Raw genomic sequence first — 14,064 nt, forward strand, 5'->3', positions numbered from 1 at the left:
CGGCATTACGGTCGGATCATGCGTGCGCTGGTGCTTGCCGACTTCTGGAACCTGGCCGTCGACGACGTCCCCGAGCCCTCGCCCGGGCCGGCGGACGTGCTGATCTCGGTGGTCGCCACCGGGATCTGCGGCTCCGACCTCCACGGGTACACGGGTGAGAACGGCAGGCGCGTGCGCGGGCAGGTCATGGGGCACGAGACGGTGGGCCGCGTGCTGGCCGTCGGCCCGGACGCCGGGGGTGACCTCGCCGTCGGCGACGCGGTGACCGTCAACCCCGTGCTCTGGTGCGGCGAGTGCAGGCAGTGCGCGGTGGGGCGCGAGCAGGCGTGCCCGAACAAGCAGGTGATCGGGGTGACGCCGGAGCTGCGGTCGGCGTTCGCCGAGCGGATGGCCGTGCCGGCCCGCAACGCCGTGAAGCTGCCGGCCGGGATGCCGATCGAGCACGGCGCGCTGGTCGAGCCGCTCGCCGTCGGCTACCACGCGCTGGTCCGCGGTGGGTGCCGTGAGGGCGACGCCGTGCTCGTCCTCGGCGGCGGCCCGATCGGGCAGGCGTGCGTGCTCGCGGCGCAGCGGCTCGGCGCGGAGCGGGTTGTCGTCTCCGAGCCGGCCCCGCACCGGCGGGCGCTCACCGAGCGCCTCGGCGCCACGGTCGTCGACCCGGGAGCCACCGACGACATCGGGGCCGCCGTGCACACCGCGCTGGACGGCGAGCCGACGCTCGTGGTCGACGCGGTCGGCAGCCCGCAGACGCTCGCCGCCGCGTTCGCGTGCGCGCCGATCGGCACCACGATCGTGCTGGTCGGGATGGGGGCGCCCACCCTCGACGTCGCCGCCTACGAGATCTCGACGAAGGAGCGGTCGGTCGTGGGCAGCTTCTGCTACAGCGCGGCCGAGTTCCGCGACACCGCGCGGTGGGCGGCCACCGAGCCCGACCGGATCGCCACGTTGATCGAGGGTCGCACCGACCTGGCCGGGGGAGCCGCCTCCTTCGAGGCGCTCGCGAAGGGCACCGACCCGGCCAGCAAGGTGCTCGTCTTCCCGCAGGGCATGAACGCATAATTTGCGGCGCCGCACTTTCTGCGGCATCCTGGCCGCCATGGCGGAGCACGGGATCGACGGCAGCGACGTGGACGCGATCCGCAGGTGCCTGGACGCCGCGGTCGGGCTGACCCCGATCGAGGCCCTGCCCCACTTGCGCGAGGCGGCCGACCGGCTCACCGAGCTGCTCGACGAGACGATGGCCGACGCCGTCCTGCGCGGGCAGGCCACCCTGCGCGCCGCGGGCGCGCGAGCCGGGCTCACCGAGAACGCCGTCGGGCCGCGCCTCGCCCGCACCCGCAGGCTCGCGGCCTACGCCGACGAGCGGGGGCGCGTCACCGCCGCGGCGCTGGAGCGGGCGCGCTACGACCACGAGTCCGGCGCGCCGCGCCCGGCGCCGAAGACCACCACGATGCGGTTCAAGCCGCGTCGCCCGACGTGAGGGGAGAACCGGCATGACGCGATCCGACCTGACCCACATCTACTTCCTGCTCGACCGCAGCGGTTCCATGCAGTCGATCAAGTCCGACACGGAGGGCGGCTTCGCCGCGTTCATCGAGGAGCAGCGGCGGGCACCGGGGGAGTGCCGCGTGACGCTCGCCCGGTTCGACCACCAGTACGACGTCGTCTACGCGGGCGTGCCGGTGGCCGAGGTGCCGCCGCTGGACCTGCAGCCGCGCGGCCGCACGGCGCTGCTCGACGCGATGGGCCGGCTCGTCACCGACGCGGGCGCCGGGCTCGCCGCGCTGCCCGAGGACGACCGGCCGGGCACCGTGATCGTCGCCGTGATGACCGACGGCCTCGAGAACGCCAGCGTCGAGTGGACCCACGCGGCGATCAAGTCGCTCGTGGAGCAGCAGAGCACGCAGTACTCGTGGCAGTTCCTGTACATGGGCGCCGACCAGGACGCGATCGAGGTGGGCACCAGCCTCGGCGTCGACGCCCGGTACGCGGTGACCTACGGCCGCGGGCGGTCCCGGGAGGCGCTCGCCGGCGCCGCGGACAAGATCAGCAGGCTGCGCAGCGCCCGGCGTGCGAATCCGGCGGCGGTGATGGAGGGCTACACCGAGGCGGAGCGCGCGCGTCTCACCGACTGAGGGTAGGACTGGATGCGTGAAGATCGTCGGATACGAGCTGTTCCCGGTGGCGCCGCGCTGGCTGTTCCTGCGTGTGGACACCGACGCGGGGGTGAGCGGGTGGGGTGAGCCCATCGTGGAGGGCCGCGCGGCCACCACGGCCCGCGCCGTCGAGGAGGCGATGGAATACCTCGTCGGGCAGGACGCCACCCGCATCGAGGACCACTGGCAGGTGCTCACGAAGGGCGGCTTCTACCGCGGCGGCCCGGTGATCAACTCGGCGGTGTCGGGCATCGACCAGGCGCTGTGGGACATCGCGGGCCGCTCTCTCGGCGTGCCGGTGCACCAGCTGCTCGGCGGCGCGGTGCGCGACCGGGCGCGCGTCTACGGCTGGGTGCACGGCAGCGAGCCCGCCGAGCTGGCCGACGCGGCCCGGGCCCAGGTGGAGAAGGGCCTCACGGCCGTGAAGATGACGCCGTCGGAGCGGCTGGCCCCGCTCGACACCCCGGCCGCGATCCAGCGCGTGATCGACCGGGTCACCGCCGTGCGCGACGCCGTCGGGCCGCAGGTCGACATCGCCATCGACTGCCACGGCCGCTTCTCCACCGCGATGTCGCGCCGCGTGCTGCCGCTGCTCGAACCGCTCGGGCTGCTGTTCGTCGAGGAGCCGGTGCTGCCCGAGCACACCCCCGACCTGGGCGCGGTCGTCGCCGCCACCACCATCCCGGTGGCCACCGGCGAGCGCCTCTACTCGCGGTGGGACTTCCGCCCGGCGTTCGAGGCCGGCATCGCTGTGGCCCAGCCCGACGTGAGCCACGCGGGCGGCATCTCCGAGACCCGACGCATCGCCGCCATGGCCGAGACCCACGACGTCCTGCTCGCCCCGCACTGCCCGCTCGGCCCGATCGCGCTCGCCGCGTGCCTGCAGGTCGACTTCGCCGCCCCGAACTTCCTCATCCAGGAGCAGTCCCTGGGCATCGGTTACGGCGACTCCAGCGGCCTGCTCGGCTACCTCGTCGACGCGAGCCCGTTCACGTTCGTCGACGGCAGCATCGAGCGCCCCACCGCCCCCGGCCTCGGCATCGAGGTCGACGAGGCGCAGGTGCGCCGCGCGGCGGCGGAGGGCCACGACTGGCGCACCCCGCTCTGGCGCCACGAGGACGGCTCGCTCGCGGCCTGGTGACCGGTGCGAGCAGCCCGGGCTGCCTGCGGTGGCGCGGACGAGGGCGTGATCGTTGCGTCGGCGCGAAATCCGACGGGAGGTGTCGGGAAACGCGCCCGACCGGCGATCATGACCCATGATCACGGGTTCGGCGCAAGAACGGGCGAAATCGGCCCGGGAATGCGCCAACTCGGTGATCATGGGTGTGGTGAGCCCAGGGTTGCGCTCCAGGTCCGTCGATCAAGGGGAAAAGGTCGCTAGATGATCTTCAGGAGCGACCATTTCGCCTTGATCGCCGCGAAACCTCCGGCTCCGCCCCTCCGAGGGAGACCGCCTCCTGGTGGCGCCGCGCGCCAGGTCAGGCAGGCCCTGGCCTGCCCGCGAAGCCTGCCGTAGGGGCCGCAGAGGCTCGCAGGTCAAGGGGCGCGAAGCGCTCGCGCAGCGACGCCGGAGGCGCCCTTGACCTGCGAGGGGCGGGCCCGCACGATGCGCGGCGCCACCAGGAGGCGGTTCAGTGGAGGCATGATCGTTGCGTCGGCGCGAAACCCGACGGGACGCGTCGGAAAACGCGCCCGACCGGCGATCATGACCGGTGGTGGCCGTGCCGGCCCTCGCTCGCGAGGCCGGTCACAGCCTGGTGATCGTCGCCTTCCCTGCGCCGTCCACCACCGGCGCCGGCCTAGTGCTGGAGGGCGGAGCGTTCCCAGCGTCCGTCGGCGTCCAGCTCCAGGACCTCGTCGTGGAAGCGGCGCAGCGAGCTGCGGTGCCCCACGCTCACGATCGCGGTGTCGGGCAGCTCGTCGCGCAGCAGCTGGTAGAGGCTCTGCTCGAGGCCCTCGTCGAGCGCCGAGGTGGCCTCGTCCATCACCGCCACCTTCGGTCGCGTCACGAGCACCCGGGCGAACCCGAGGCGCTGCTGCTCGCCCGGCGAGAGGCGCCGGGACCAGTCGTCGACCTCGTCGAGCCGGTCAGCGAGCTGGGGGAGCTGCACCTGTCGCAGCAGCTGCGCCGCCCGCTCGTCGTCCATCTCCTCGGCCGGGCCGGGGTAGGCCAGGGCGTCGCGCAGGGTGCCCAGCGGCAGGTAGGGCTGCTGGGACAGGAAGAGCGTGCCGTCGTCGGCCGGGCGGCGCACGGAGCCGTTCGCGTACGGCCACAGCTGTGCGAGGGCGCGCAGCAGCGTGGTCTTCCCGCCCCCGGACGGGCCGGTGACCAGCAGCGACGTTCCCGCGGCCACGTCCATGTCCAGGTCGTCGACCAGCAGCCGCTCGTCCGGCGTGCGCACGGTGAGGTCGCGCACCTCGAGCGACTCGCCGTCCTGGACGTCCGCGGTGGGCAGCTCCCGGGCTGCGCTGTCGGCGTCCAGGAGGCCGGTGAGGCGGTCGAGGACGGCGCGGTAGCTGGCGAAGTCGTCGTAGGCGTTGCGGAAGAAGGACAGGGAGTCGTGCACCTCGCCGAACGCGGCACCGGTCTGTTGGACGTCGCCCAGCGTGAGCTGCCCGGAGAAGAAGCGCGGCGCCTGGACGATCAGGGAGAACGGGTTCGCGAGCTGCGTGACGGAGGCGTTGAAACCCACGAACTTGAGGTTCCGGGACAGCAGCGCCCACATGTTGTCGACCACGTCGGCGAAGCGCCTGCCCAGCACTCCGCGCTCGACCCTCTCGCCCCGCTGGAAGGCCACGTTCTCCGCGTACTCGCGCAGTCGCACCAGCGCGTAGCGGAACGACGCGTTGTACCGCTCCTGGAGGAAGTTGAGCCGGATCAGCGGGCGGCCGATCCGGAACGCGATCCACGACGCGAGGATCACGAAGATGTAGGTGAGGAAGGTCATCGCGCGCGGGATCTCGACGCCTAGGAGGGTCAGCGGCCCGGAGAGCTCCCACAGGATGAGCGTGAACGACACCAGCGAGACGAGCGAGCTGACGGCCCCGACGCCGAGGGCGATCGAGTCCGTGGGGAACGAGCGGATGTCCTCCTGGATGCGCTGGTCCGGGTTGTCCACGGCGGAGCTCGTGTGGCGGCCCTTGTAATAGGCGCGGCCGTCGAGCCAGTCGTCGATCATCCGGTCGGTGAGCCACACCCGCCACCGGATGATGAGGGCCTGCTGCACGTAGAGCTCGAACAGCGCGCGGGCCACCCAGATCGTCGCGATCACCGCGAAGATGCCGATGTACTGCCAGAAGGCCGCGGCGTCCATCTCCTGCATCGCCGTGTAGAGCCCGTTGAAGTAGTAGGACTGCAGCACGATGAGCCGGACCGAGGCGATCGCCAGCACCAGTACGAGGATCACGCTGAGCAGCGGCCGCCACCCCTGGTCGCCCCGCGGCGAGAAGTAGGGGAAGGCCAGCCGGCGGAACTGCCTCCCCCACACCGTGTACCGCGACAGCAGCATGATCAGGACGGCGCAGCCGATGGCGCTCGCCACCGAGACGCCTGCGATCCAGATCAGGCTCGTGAGCCACTCGGTCGACCAGTCCACTGCACTGCCCACGTGGGCCTCCCCGCTCCTCGATCCGCCGGCGGGATCACCAGGCCGCGGAGCCTATCGGGAGCCGTGACGTGCAGATCCAGTGACCGTCAGCGCGTCGCGGCCACACGTTGGGTAACGGCTTGATCACGATAAGCGGTCAGTCGCGTGGGGTGACTGACCGCGTACGTGCAGTTGCACGTTCAGCTGTTACCGGGGGTTCAACTCGTCGACGAGATCCGTTCGGCCGCCGCGGCGATGGGCCGACAGGGCGTGTGCGTGGGCGCTTCTCGGGTTAACTGCGATCACTCGTTGAGGTAGTTCGATCACGGACCGTATGGAGGTACCCCTTGAACCGCCCTCTTCCGCTCCCAGCCCGTGACTGGGCCCTGCTGCTCACGCGCGTGCTCATCGGCGTCGTGATGTTCGCCCACGGCTACCAGAAGATGGTGATCAACGGCATCGGCCGCACCACCGAGGGCTTCGAGAACCTGAGCATCCCGCTCGCGATCGTGTCGGCGTCGTTCGCCACCGTGGTCGAGTTCGTCGGCAGCGCGATGCTGATCGTCGGCGCGCTGACCCCGATCATGTGCGGGCTGCAGCTCGTGATCATGATCGGCGCCGCGGTGTTCGTGCACGGCGCCAACGGCATCTTCATCTCCAACGGCGGGTGGGAGCTCGTCGGCGTGATCGGCGCAGGCCTCATCGCACTCGGCGCGGTCGGCCCCGGCCGCTTCAGCATCGACCACCTCGTGCGCGGGCGGCAGGCGCAGCACCGCCGCGAGGTCGAACGGTTCCACGCCCCGCAGCCGATGATGGCGCAGCAGGTGGCGCACGTGGCGACGACGCACCGCCGCTGAGCCGATCCCGCTGTCGGTTCGTCCGTGGGGTCGCCTCCCCGGTGGGCGGCCCCACACTGCTCCTCCCACCCCGGCCGGTGCGACGATGATCCGGTGTTGCGCCATGTCACGGCCACGCGGTACGTCACACCGCTGCGCGAGGGTGGATCCCTCCCCGGCCTGATGGAGGCCGACGACCTCGGCACCTACGTCGTCAAGTACACCGGCGCGGGACAGGGCCGGAAGGTGCTCGTCGCGGAGATCGTCGCCGGCGAGCTCGCCCGAGGTCTGGACCTTCCCGTGCCGGAGCTGGTCACGGTGCAGCTCGACCCCGCGCTCGGCGTCTCCGAACCCGACCACGAGGTGCAGGAACTCCTGCGCGCGAGCCCCGGCCTCAACCTCGGGATCGACTTCCTGCCCGGGGCGCTCGACCTGGACCCGCAGGCCTTCCCGGTCGACCCCGCCTTCGCCGGCCGCGTGCTGTGGTTCGACGCCCTGGTCGGCAACGTCGACCGCTCGTGGCGCAACACGAACATGCTCTTCTGGCACGGCAGCCCGTACCTGATCGACCACGGCGCCACGCTCACGTTCCAGCATGCGTGGTCGGGCGCCGCGGCGTGGGTGCAGCGCGCCTACGACGCGGCCGACCACGTGCTGCTCGGCTGCGCCCCGGACCTCGACGCCGCCGATGCCGCGTTCGCCCCGCGGATCACGCCGGAGCTCGTGGGCGCCGCGGCCGAGGCCGTGCCCGATGAGTGGCTCGCAGGCGAGGTGGGGTTCGCCGACCCCGCCGAGGTGCGCGCGGCGTTCGTCACTCAGCTCGTGGCCCGCCGCGACGCCCGGGAGGCCTGGCTGCCCGGCGTCCGCGCCGCGGCGGACGACCGTGCCGCCGCCGGTGGCCCGCCCGCCACCCGCGGGCCCGGCACCCCGTTCTGGACCACCCGATGAGCGCGCAGGAGCGGCACCCGTTCGAGTACGCGGTGCTGCGCGTCGTGCCGCGGATCGAGCGCGGGGAGGCGTTCAACGCGGGCGTCGTGCTCTACAGCCGCCCGCTGGACTTCCTCGGCGCCCGCGTCCAGCTCGACGTCGCGCGCCTGCACGCGCTCGACCCCGCCGCCGACCCGGCCGTGATCACCGCCGCGCTCGAGTCCGTGCGGTCGCACTGCGAGCACGAGCGGGTGGAGGCCCGGCACGCCGGTCCCGCGGGTCGCGAGGACCGCGGCAGGCGCTTCCGCAGGCTGACGGCACCGCGCAGCACGATCGTGCAGGCCGGGCCCGTGCACACCGGGCTCACCACCGACCCGGAGGCGGAGCTGGAGCACCTGTTCACCGCGCTGGTGCTGCCGTTGCGCCAGTAGGCTGAACGGGCCATGAACGACGCCGTTGCGCCCGGGCCCCTCACCGACTGGTTGCGCCGCGAGGTGCCGCAGGTGGCCGTCGGCACCGCGCCGGTGACCGTCGACGCGGTCTCCGGAGGCCACTCCAACCTCACCTACCGGATCACCGACGCCGCCGGTCGCCGGTACGCGCTCCGCCGCCCGCCCACCGGGATGGTGCTCGCCACCGCCCACGACATGGGCCGCGAGTGGCGTTTCATCAGCGCGCTCGCCCCCACCGCGGTGCCGGTGCCTCCGCCGGTCGCGTTCTGCGCCGATCCGGACGTGATCGGTGCCGAGTTCTACCTCACCGAGTTCGTCGACGGCGACGTCCTGGGCGACGAGGCGTCCGGGCTGCTGCTCGCACCGCAGGCCCGGGCCACGGCCGGCGTGGACCTGATCGACGTGCTGGCCGACCTGCACGCCGTCGACCCCGACGCCGTCGGGCTCACCGACCTGCGCCGCCCCGGCCGCTACCTGGAACGCCAGCTGCGCCGCTGGCACCGGCAGGTGCACGAGTCCGCCGTCGAGGACCTGACGGCCGTCGACGCCGCGCACGCCCGGCTGGTGGAACGCGCCGCCGTCCTCGCGCCGTCGGAGCCGTGCATCGCGCACGGCGACTTCCGGCCGGGCAACCTCGCCTTCGGCCCCGACGGTCGTGTCCGCGCGGTGTTCGACTGGGAACTCGCCGCCATCGGCGACCCCCTCGCCGACCTGGGCTGGCTGATCGCGTCCTGGGGCAAACCGGGCGACGACGTGCCGCCCACGATCCCCGGCCCCAGCCTCGTGGAGGGCTACCCGGACCGGGCGGAGCTCGTCGCGCGCTACGCCGAGCGGTCCGGCCGCGACCTCGCCGCGCTGCAGCACGAGCTCGACGTCTACGTCGCGTTCGCGCGCTGGCGCTCGGCCTGCATCGGCGCGGGCGTCTACTCGCGCTACGCGGCCGGCGTGATGGGCGGTCGTGCCGAGGCCGACGGCGGTGCCGCCCGGCTCGCGTCCCTGCAGGCCCAGGCCGAGGCCGCGCTCGCCGCCCTCGAGAGCTGACCGCGGGATTTTCGCGGCCCCGGACGCGAAACTCACCCCGCCAAACGCGAGACTCGCCGGGTAAAGGCCACCCCTCCTCCCCGCGAGTCTCCCGTTTTGCGGTCCGAGTTTCGCGGCCTCAGGCGCCGACGGTGGCGGGGGAGAGACGCACCGGCATCGTCGCGTAACCGCGCAGCACCCGCGTCGGACGGCGGCGCGGAGTGCCCGCGAGCGTCAGGTCGGGGAACCGGTCGAAGAGGGCCCGCAGCCCGACCTCGCCCTCCATCCGCGCGAGCGCGGCCCCGAGGCAGAAGTGCGCGCCGCTGGAGAAGGAGAGGTGGTCGCCCGCGTTGGCGCGGGTGACGTCGAACCGGTCGGGGTCGGTGAAGACGGCCGGGTCGCGGTTGGCAGCACCGAGCATCACGACGATGACCCGGTCCTTGCGGAAGCGCTCGCCCGCGACCTCGGTGTCGCGGTGCGCCACGCGGCCGGTGCGCTGGACGGGGGAGTCGACGCGCAGGATCTCGTCGACCGCGCGGGGCCAGTGCTGTGGTTCGGCGCGCAGCAGGGCGAGCTGGTCGGGGTGGGCGGTGAGCAGCCCGACGCCGTTGCCGATGAGGTTCACCGTGGTCTCGAATCCGGCGGCGAGCAGCAGCATCGCGATGCTGGTGAGCTCGTCCTCGGTGAGCCGCTCCCCGTCGTCGTGCGCGTGCACGAGCGCGGAGAGGATGTTGTCGCCGGGATGGCGGCGCACGTGGGCGAAGTGGCCCTCCATCCACTCCTGCAGCGCCTTGATGTCGCGCTCCGAGCGGCGGAACTGCGCCCAGGTGAGGCCTGCGTCGAGCGAGAGGGCCGCGCCCTCACCCCAGTGCAGGAACTGGCGGCGCATCTCGAGGGGTGCCCCGAGCATCTCGGCGATGACGGTGGCGGGCAGCAGGCTCGCGTAGTCCTCGATCAGATCGGCCGACGACCCCTTCGCGGCCATGCCGTCGAGCAGCTCGGTGGCGATCTCCTCGGTGCGCGACCGCAGCGCGGCCACCGCCTTGGCACTGAACGCCCTGGTGACGAGCTTGCGGTAGCGGGTGTGGTCCGGCGGGTCGGTGGCCAGCATCGACGGCGGCTCCACCGGTCCGAGTGGGCCGCGACCGCCGGCGGCCACCGCGAGCCGCAGCGCCGCGGGGGCCTGCCCGCTGGGCCCGCCGACGACGCCGAAGTCGGGACTGCGCAGGATCGCGGTGGCGAGGTCGTGGTGGGCGGTGTTGAGCACGATCCCGTTGTCGACCACCCGGCCCGCGGCGCGGACGGCGGCGTAGTGCGGGAACGGATCGGCGATGACGTCGGCGTCGAACATGAGCCGGGCGGTGATGTCGCCTTCCCGCTCGCGCTTCTCGAGGGCCCGGCGCACCATTCCGTGTCGCAGGCCCCACCGGATCGCCCGTCGCACCTCCGCAACCGCGCCCATCGCGTCCTCCCCGCTCGCCCCGGACCGAAGTTACCGCCGGTAAGTCGGTCTTGGCCACCCGCCGCCGGGGGAGTCCGGTACGACTGTGGGGTGACCGACCCGAGGCTCATGGCCGTCAGCGACCTGCACGTGCGCTACCCCGACAACCGGGCCGTCGTCGAATCCCTCCGCCCCTCCGGCGAGCACGACTGGCTGATCGTGGCCGGTGACGTCGCCGAGCAGGTCGAGGACGTCACGTGGGCGCTGGGCGTGCTGCGTGAGCGGTTCGCCCGCGTCGTGTGGGTGCCGGGCAACCACGAGCTGTGGACGCGGGCCAAGGACCCCGTGCAGCTGCGCGGGGTGGCGCGGTACCTGGCGCTCGTGCAGGCCTGCCGGGAGCTGGACGTGCTCACCCCGGAGGACCCGTTCCCGGTGTGGGACGGGCCGGGTGGCCCGGTCACCGTGGCGCCGCTCTTCGCGTTCTACGACTACTCGTTCCTCCCGGACGGCACGGCGAACGCGCAGGAGGGGCTGGCGGCCGCCTACGCGGCGGGCGTGGTGTGCACCGACGAGCACGTGCTGCACCCCGACCCTTACCCGGACCGCGCGGCGTGGTGCGCCGCCCGCATCGAGGAGTCCGAGCGCAGGCTCGACGCCTGCGACCCGGACCTGCCCACCGTGCTCGTCAACCACTGGCCGCTGACCCGCCACCCCACGGACGTCCTGCGCTACCCCGAGTTCGCGCTCTGGTGCGGCACCACCCGCACGGCCGATTGGCACGTGCGCTACCGCGCCGCCGCGGTGGTCTACGGGCACCTGCACATCCCGCGCGTCACCTGGGAGGACGGGGTGCGCTTCGTCGAGGCGTCGCTGGGCTACCCGCGCGAGTGGCGGCCCCGCGACGCCCGCAACGGCACGGTGGTCACGGAGCTGCTCCCGCGTCAGGTGCTGCCCGCCCCCTGAACTCAGGCGCGCCCGCGGCCGCCGTAGCGGCGGCGGAACTTCTCGACCTGCCCGGCCGAGTCGAGCACGCGCTGCGCGCCCGTCCAGAACGGGTGGGAGTAGGCGGTGATGTCCACCCGGACCAGCGGGTAGGTGTGGCCGTCCTCCCAGTCGATCGTCTCGGTCGATGTGGCCGTGGAGCGGGTGAGGAACGCCTGGCCCGTGGAGCGGTCCTGGTAGACGACGGGACCGTAGGCGGGGTGGATGTCGGTGCGCACGGCGACCTCCTGGATCGGATCTGTTTGCCGGACGCCACCGTAAACGACAATGATTGTCGTTATGTTCCGGCGTGGTCGACCTGTGCCCCGCTCGTCGCGCTCTTCGCCCAGGCGGCGGAGCGGCCGATCCGGCACACGGCGGATCGGCCGACCTGGTGGGGACCGCCGACGGCGTGGCCCGCGCCGCCGGGCGACTGCGGCGCCCGACCGTCGGCGTGCGGCAGAACGAGTGTTGAAGGATGCACGCCCGTGACGCGTTCTCCACTCTCCCGTTACGTCTCCGGGCCCGTGCTGCTCCTCGCCCTGCTCGGCTCCGTCGCCTGCGGTGCGTCGGAGCCGGCTGCGCCACCGGCGCCGGAGGCGGCCGCGTCGGCGGCGCCCGAGGCGCAGGGTGGTCACGGTTCGGGTGGCCACGGCTCAGGGGCCCAGGGTGGTCATGGTGGCCACGGTTCCCCCGATGTCGCGGCGCCCGTGCTGTACGCCGTGCAGACAGCCCCGCTCGGCGTCGTCCTGACCGACGGCTCCGGGCACCTGATCTACCGGTCCGACGCCGACAGTGCCGACCCGCCCACCTCCGCCTGCACCGACGCGTGCGCCCAGACCTGGATCCCGGTCACCGCGCCGCCGGGCGAGGAGCTCGACCTGGCGGGCGTGAAGGACGAGCTGGTCGGGCGCGTCCAGCGGCCGGACGGCGCCACCCAGCTGACGCTCGCCGGCTGGCCGCTGTACCGCAACCGCGACGACGACGGCATGCTGACGACCAGCGGGCAGCACGGCGCCGAGGGGACCTGGTTCGTGGTGACCCCGAAGGGGGAGAAGGCCACGCCCTGAGGCGCGCCCGCGTCACGGCCGCCGGGTCAGCTCAGCGGCGGCCTCGAGGGCGATGTCGACGGCCCGGGTCGCGAGTGGGGACCGGGTGCGTGCGGCCGGCCAGTGCAGGCGCACCTCGCGGCTGGGTGCGGGCCGCAGCTCGTGGATGCCGACCCGGTCGTCGGAGGAGGCGCCGGACCCGCGGAGGGCGAGCCACGGCAGCACCGCCGAGCCGATGCCGGCCCGCACCATGGACAGGATGGTGTCGTGGCCCGCGGTGCGGAAGACGATCCGCGGCCGCGCGCCGTGGTCGGCGAGCACCCGCTCCAGCCATCTCTGGTGGTAGGTGGGTGGCCACGCCACCAGTGGAGCCCTGTCGAGCAGCGCCACCGGTACCGGGCCGTCGGGGAACGTGCCGGCGGCGGCCACCAAGAGGTACGGCTCGTCGAGCAGCGTGACGTGCTCGACGTCGCCGGCGATCCGGCCGTCGTGGAACAGCAGGTCGAGGTCCCCGATCGCGGGATCCTCCGGTTCCACCTCGGTGAGCCGGATGTCGCATCCGGGGTGCTCGTCGAGCAGCCTGCGCACGACGGCCGGCAGGATCAGGGTGGACACGCTCTGGAACGTGCCGATGTCGATCCGGCCGTGACCCGCGTTGAAGCGCTCGACGGCGTCGGCGAGCGCCGCCGACCCCGCCAGCAGTTCGCGGCCGTGGCGCAGGACCACCTCGCCCAGCGGAGTGAGCCGCACCGGACGAGGACCGCCCGGTCGGTCGAAGACCGCGCCGCCGACGGCCCGCTCCAGCACGGCGATCTGCTGGCTCACCGACGACTGCGTGTAGCGCAGCCGGGAGGCCGCCCGCCCGAACGTGCCCTCCTCGGCGATGGCAGCCATGGTCCGCAGGTGGCGCAGCTCGACATCCGCCATGCACGGACCATAGCCCCAGACGATTGACTCAAGCGGAAATCATCGCTTTTGCTCATGCTCCGCCGGTCATAGCGTCATCGAGCGCAGGCACCCGAACCCCTGGAAGGAAGCTCAGATGACCACGATGACCGACGCCGAGTGGCGCTCCTTCGTCACAGCGGGAGCCAGGCTGGCCCACGTGGCCCTCGCCCGCGCCGACGGGCGGCCCCACGTCACCCCGGTCTGCTTCGTCCTCGACGGTGACGAGCTCGCCTTCGCCCTGTCGCCGGGCAGCGTCAAGGGAAAGAGCCTCGCCCGGGACGGGCGCATCGCGCTCTGCGTGAGCGACGACCGGCAGCCCTACAGCTTCGTGACGATCGAAGGGCGCGCACGGACCTCCGCCGAGCCGGACGAGGTCGCGCGCGTCGGCGCGGGCATCGCCGGCCGCTACTACCCGTCGCAGCCCGCGGCCGCCGTCGCGGAGGGGTTCGTGCAGGAGGGATTCACCGCGGTGCGCATCAGCATCAGCAAGGTGATCGCCCGGTCCGGACTCGGTTGAGCAGCCCGGCAGCGGTGCGGACGGGCTAGGGAGTGTCTGGTGGATCATGGAAGCCAGGTGAGCAGGGCTGCGAGGTGGAGCGCTCCGAGGTAGTTGCGGGCGTGCCGGTCATAGCGGGTGGCCAGTCCTCGCCAGTGTTTGAGCTGGCAG

General features: G+C 73.0%; 15 protein-coding genes. 11 read left to right on the forward strand and 4 right to left on the reverse strand.

Annotated features, from left to right (window positions below; genetic code table 11):
• Positions 1–18 precede the first annotated feature (18 nt).
• Genes ACFPL3_RS21405 through dgoD form a run of 4 tightly spaced genes read left to right on the forward strand, consistent with a single transcriptional unit; the run spans position 19 to position 3,297 of the window.
• Entirely contained in the window at positions 19–1,059 is a 1,041-nt protein-coding gene (locus ACFPL3_RS21405) for a zinc-dependent alcohol dehydrogenase (RefSeq protein ID WP_343940418.1), read from the forward strand.
• Between the two features lie 37 nt (positions 1,060–1,096).
• Positions 1,097–1,480 (forward strand): hypothetical protein, encoded by a 384-nt coding sequence (locus tag ACFPL3_RS21410; protein WP_343940420.1) that lies wholly within the window; start codon positions 1,097–1,099, stop codon positions 1,478–1,480.
• A 13-nt stretch (positions 1,481–1,493) separates the two neighbouring features.
• Complete coding sequence (locus tag ACFPL3_RS21415; RefSeq protein ID WP_343940422.1) at positions 1,494–2,135, forward strand: vWA domain-containing protein; 642 nt, start codon at positions 1,494–1,496, stop codon at positions 2,133–2,135.
• Positions 2,136–2,151: 16 nt separating this feature from the next.
• Complete coding sequence (gene dgoD, locus ACFPL3_RS21420) at positions 2,152–3,297, forward strand: galactonate dehydratase (RefSeq protein ID WP_343940424.1); 1,146 nt, start codon at positions 2,152–2,154, stop codon at positions 3,295–3,297.
• Between the two features lie 658 nt (positions 3,298–3,955).
• Here dgoD and ACFPL3_RS21425 read toward each other — a convergent pair.
• Positions 3,956–5,764, reverse strand: coding sequence for an ABC transporter ATP-binding protein/permease (locus tag ACFPL3_RS21425; protein WP_343940425.1), 1,809 nt, complete (start codon positions 5,762–5,764; stop codon positions 3,956–3,958).
• A gap of 326 nt (positions 5,765–6,090) precedes the next feature.
• Here ACFPL3_RS21425 and ACFPL3_RS21430 point away from each other — a divergent pair, with 326 nt between their 5' ends.
• The 4 genes from ACFPL3_RS21430 (at position 6,091) to ACFPL3_RS21445 (ending at position 8,999) form a co-directional block, all read left to right on the forward strand.
• Entirely contained in the window at positions 6,091–6,600 is a 510-nt protein-coding gene (locus ACFPL3_RS21430; protein ID WP_343940427.1) for a DoxX family protein, read from the forward strand.
• A 93-nt stretch (positions 6,601–6,693) separates the two neighbouring features.
• Entirely contained in the window at positions 6,694–7,527 is an 834-nt protein-coding gene (locus ACFPL3_RS21435; RefSeq protein ID WP_343940429.1) for a HipA family kinase, read from the forward strand.
• Entirely contained in the window at positions 7,524–7,937 is a 414-nt protein-coding gene (locus ACFPL3_RS21440) for a DUF3037 domain-containing protein (RefSeq protein ID WP_343940431.1), read from the forward strand. The genes ACFPL3_RS21435 and ACFPL3_RS21440 overlap by 4 nt, the downstream gene beginning before the upstream one ends.
• 12 nt (positions 7,938–7,949) lie before the next feature.
• On the forward strand, positions 7,950–8,999 hold the full coding sequence (locus ACFPL3_RS21445) for a phosphotransferase family protein (protein WP_343940433.1): 1,050 nt from the start codon (positions 7,950–7,952) through the stop codon (positions 8,997–8,999).
• A 118-nt stretch (positions 9,000–9,117) separates the two neighbouring features.
• Here the strand turns inward: ACFPL3_RS21445 and ACFPL3_RS21450 are convergent, their stop codons facing one another.
• Positions 9,118–10,440, reverse strand: coding sequence for a cytochrome P450 (locus tag ACFPL3_RS21450; RefSeq protein WP_343940435.1), 1,323 nt, complete (start codon positions 10,438–10,440; stop codon positions 9,118–9,120).
• A gap of 90 nt (positions 10,441–10,530) precedes the next feature.
• On the opposite strand from ACFPL3_RS21450, the gene ACFPL3_RS21455 reads away from it, so the two are divergent.
• Positions 10,531–11,382: a metallophosphoesterase family protein gene (locus ACFPL3_RS21455; RefSeq protein WP_379589584.1), complete on the forward strand. Its 852-nt coding sequence runs from the start codon at positions 10,531–10,533 to the stop codon at positions 11,380–11,382.
• 2 nt (positions 11,383–11,384) lie between these two features.
• On the opposite strand, the gene ACFPL3_RS21460 is transcribed toward ACFPL3_RS21455, so the two are convergent.
• Positions 11,385–11,639, reverse strand: coding sequence for a type B 50S ribosomal protein L31 (locus ACFPL3_RS21460; RefSeq protein ID WP_343940437.1), 255 nt, complete (start codon positions 11,637–11,639; stop codon positions 11,385–11,387).
• Between the two features lie 249 nt (positions 11,640–11,888).
• Here ACFPL3_RS21460 and ACFPL3_RS21465 point away from each other — a divergent pair, with 249 nt between their 5' ends.
• On the forward strand, positions 11,889–12,470 hold the full coding sequence (locus tag ACFPL3_RS21465) for a hypothetical protein (protein WP_343940439.1): 582 nt from the start codon (positions 11,889–11,891) through the stop codon (positions 12,468–12,470).
• A gap of 12 nt (positions 12,471–12,482) precedes the next feature.
• Here ACFPL3_RS21465 and ACFPL3_RS21470 read toward each other — a convergent pair whose 3' ends face one another.
• Positions 12,483–13,376 carry a LysR family transcriptional regulator gene (locus ACFPL3_RS21470; protein ID WP_343940441.1) on the reverse strand — a complete coding sequence of 298 codons (894 nt, stop codon included), beginning with the start codon at positions 13,374–13,376 and terminating at the stop codon, positions 12,483–12,485.
• Between the two features lie 115 nt (positions 13,377–13,491).
• On the opposite strand from ACFPL3_RS21470, the gene ACFPL3_RS21475 reads away from it, so the two are divergent.
• Positions 13,492–13,914, forward strand: a complete 423-nt coding sequence (locus ACFPL3_RS21475; protein WP_343940443.1) for a PPOX class F420-dependent oxidoreductase — start codon at positions 13,492–13,494, stop codon at positions 13,912–13,914.
• The last annotated feature ends 150 nt before the right edge of the window (positions 13,915–14,064 follow it).

It is taken from the genome of Pseudonocardia zijingensis, assembly GCF_042657305.1.
GTDB lineage: Bacteria > Actinomycetota > Actinomycetes > Mycobacteriales > Pseudonocardiaceae > Pseudonocardia > Pseudonocardia zijingensis.

Bases quoted from the DNA above. Each gene is read 5' to 3' on its own strand.
- ACFPL3_RS21405 (WP_343940418.1), top strand. From the start codon at position 19: ATGCGTGCGCTGGTGCTTGCCGACTTCTGGAACCTGGCCGTCGACGAC.
- ACFPL3_RS21410 (WP_343940420.1), top strand. From the start codon at position 1,097: ATGGCGGAGCACGGGATCGACGGCAGCGACGTGGACGCGATCCGCAGG.
- ACFPL3_RS21415 (WP_343940422.1), top strand. From the start codon at position 1,494: ATGACGCGATCCGACCTGACCCACATCTACTTCCTGCTCGACCGCAGC.
- ACFPL3_RS21440 (WP_343940431.1), top strand. From the start codon at position 7,524: ATGAGCGCGCAGGAGCGGCACCCGTTCGAGTACGCGGTGCTGCGCGTC.
- ACFPL3_RS21445 (WP_343940433.1), top strand. From the start codon at position 7,950: ATGAACGACGCCGTTGCGCCCGGGCCCCTCACCGACTGGTTGCGCCGC.
- ACFPL3_RS21450 (WP_343940435.1), bottom strand. From the start codon at position 10,440: ATGGGCGCGGTTGCGGAGGTGCGACGGGCGATCCGGTGGGGCCTGCGA.
- ACFPL3_RS21470 (WP_343940441.1), bottom strand. From the start codon at position 13,376: ATGGCGGATGTCGAGCTGCGCCACCTGCGGACCATGGCTGCCATCGCC.
- ACFPL3_RS21475 (WP_343940443.1), top strand. From the start codon at position 13,492: ATGACCACGATGACCGACGCCGAGTGGCGCTCCTTCGTCACAGCGGGA.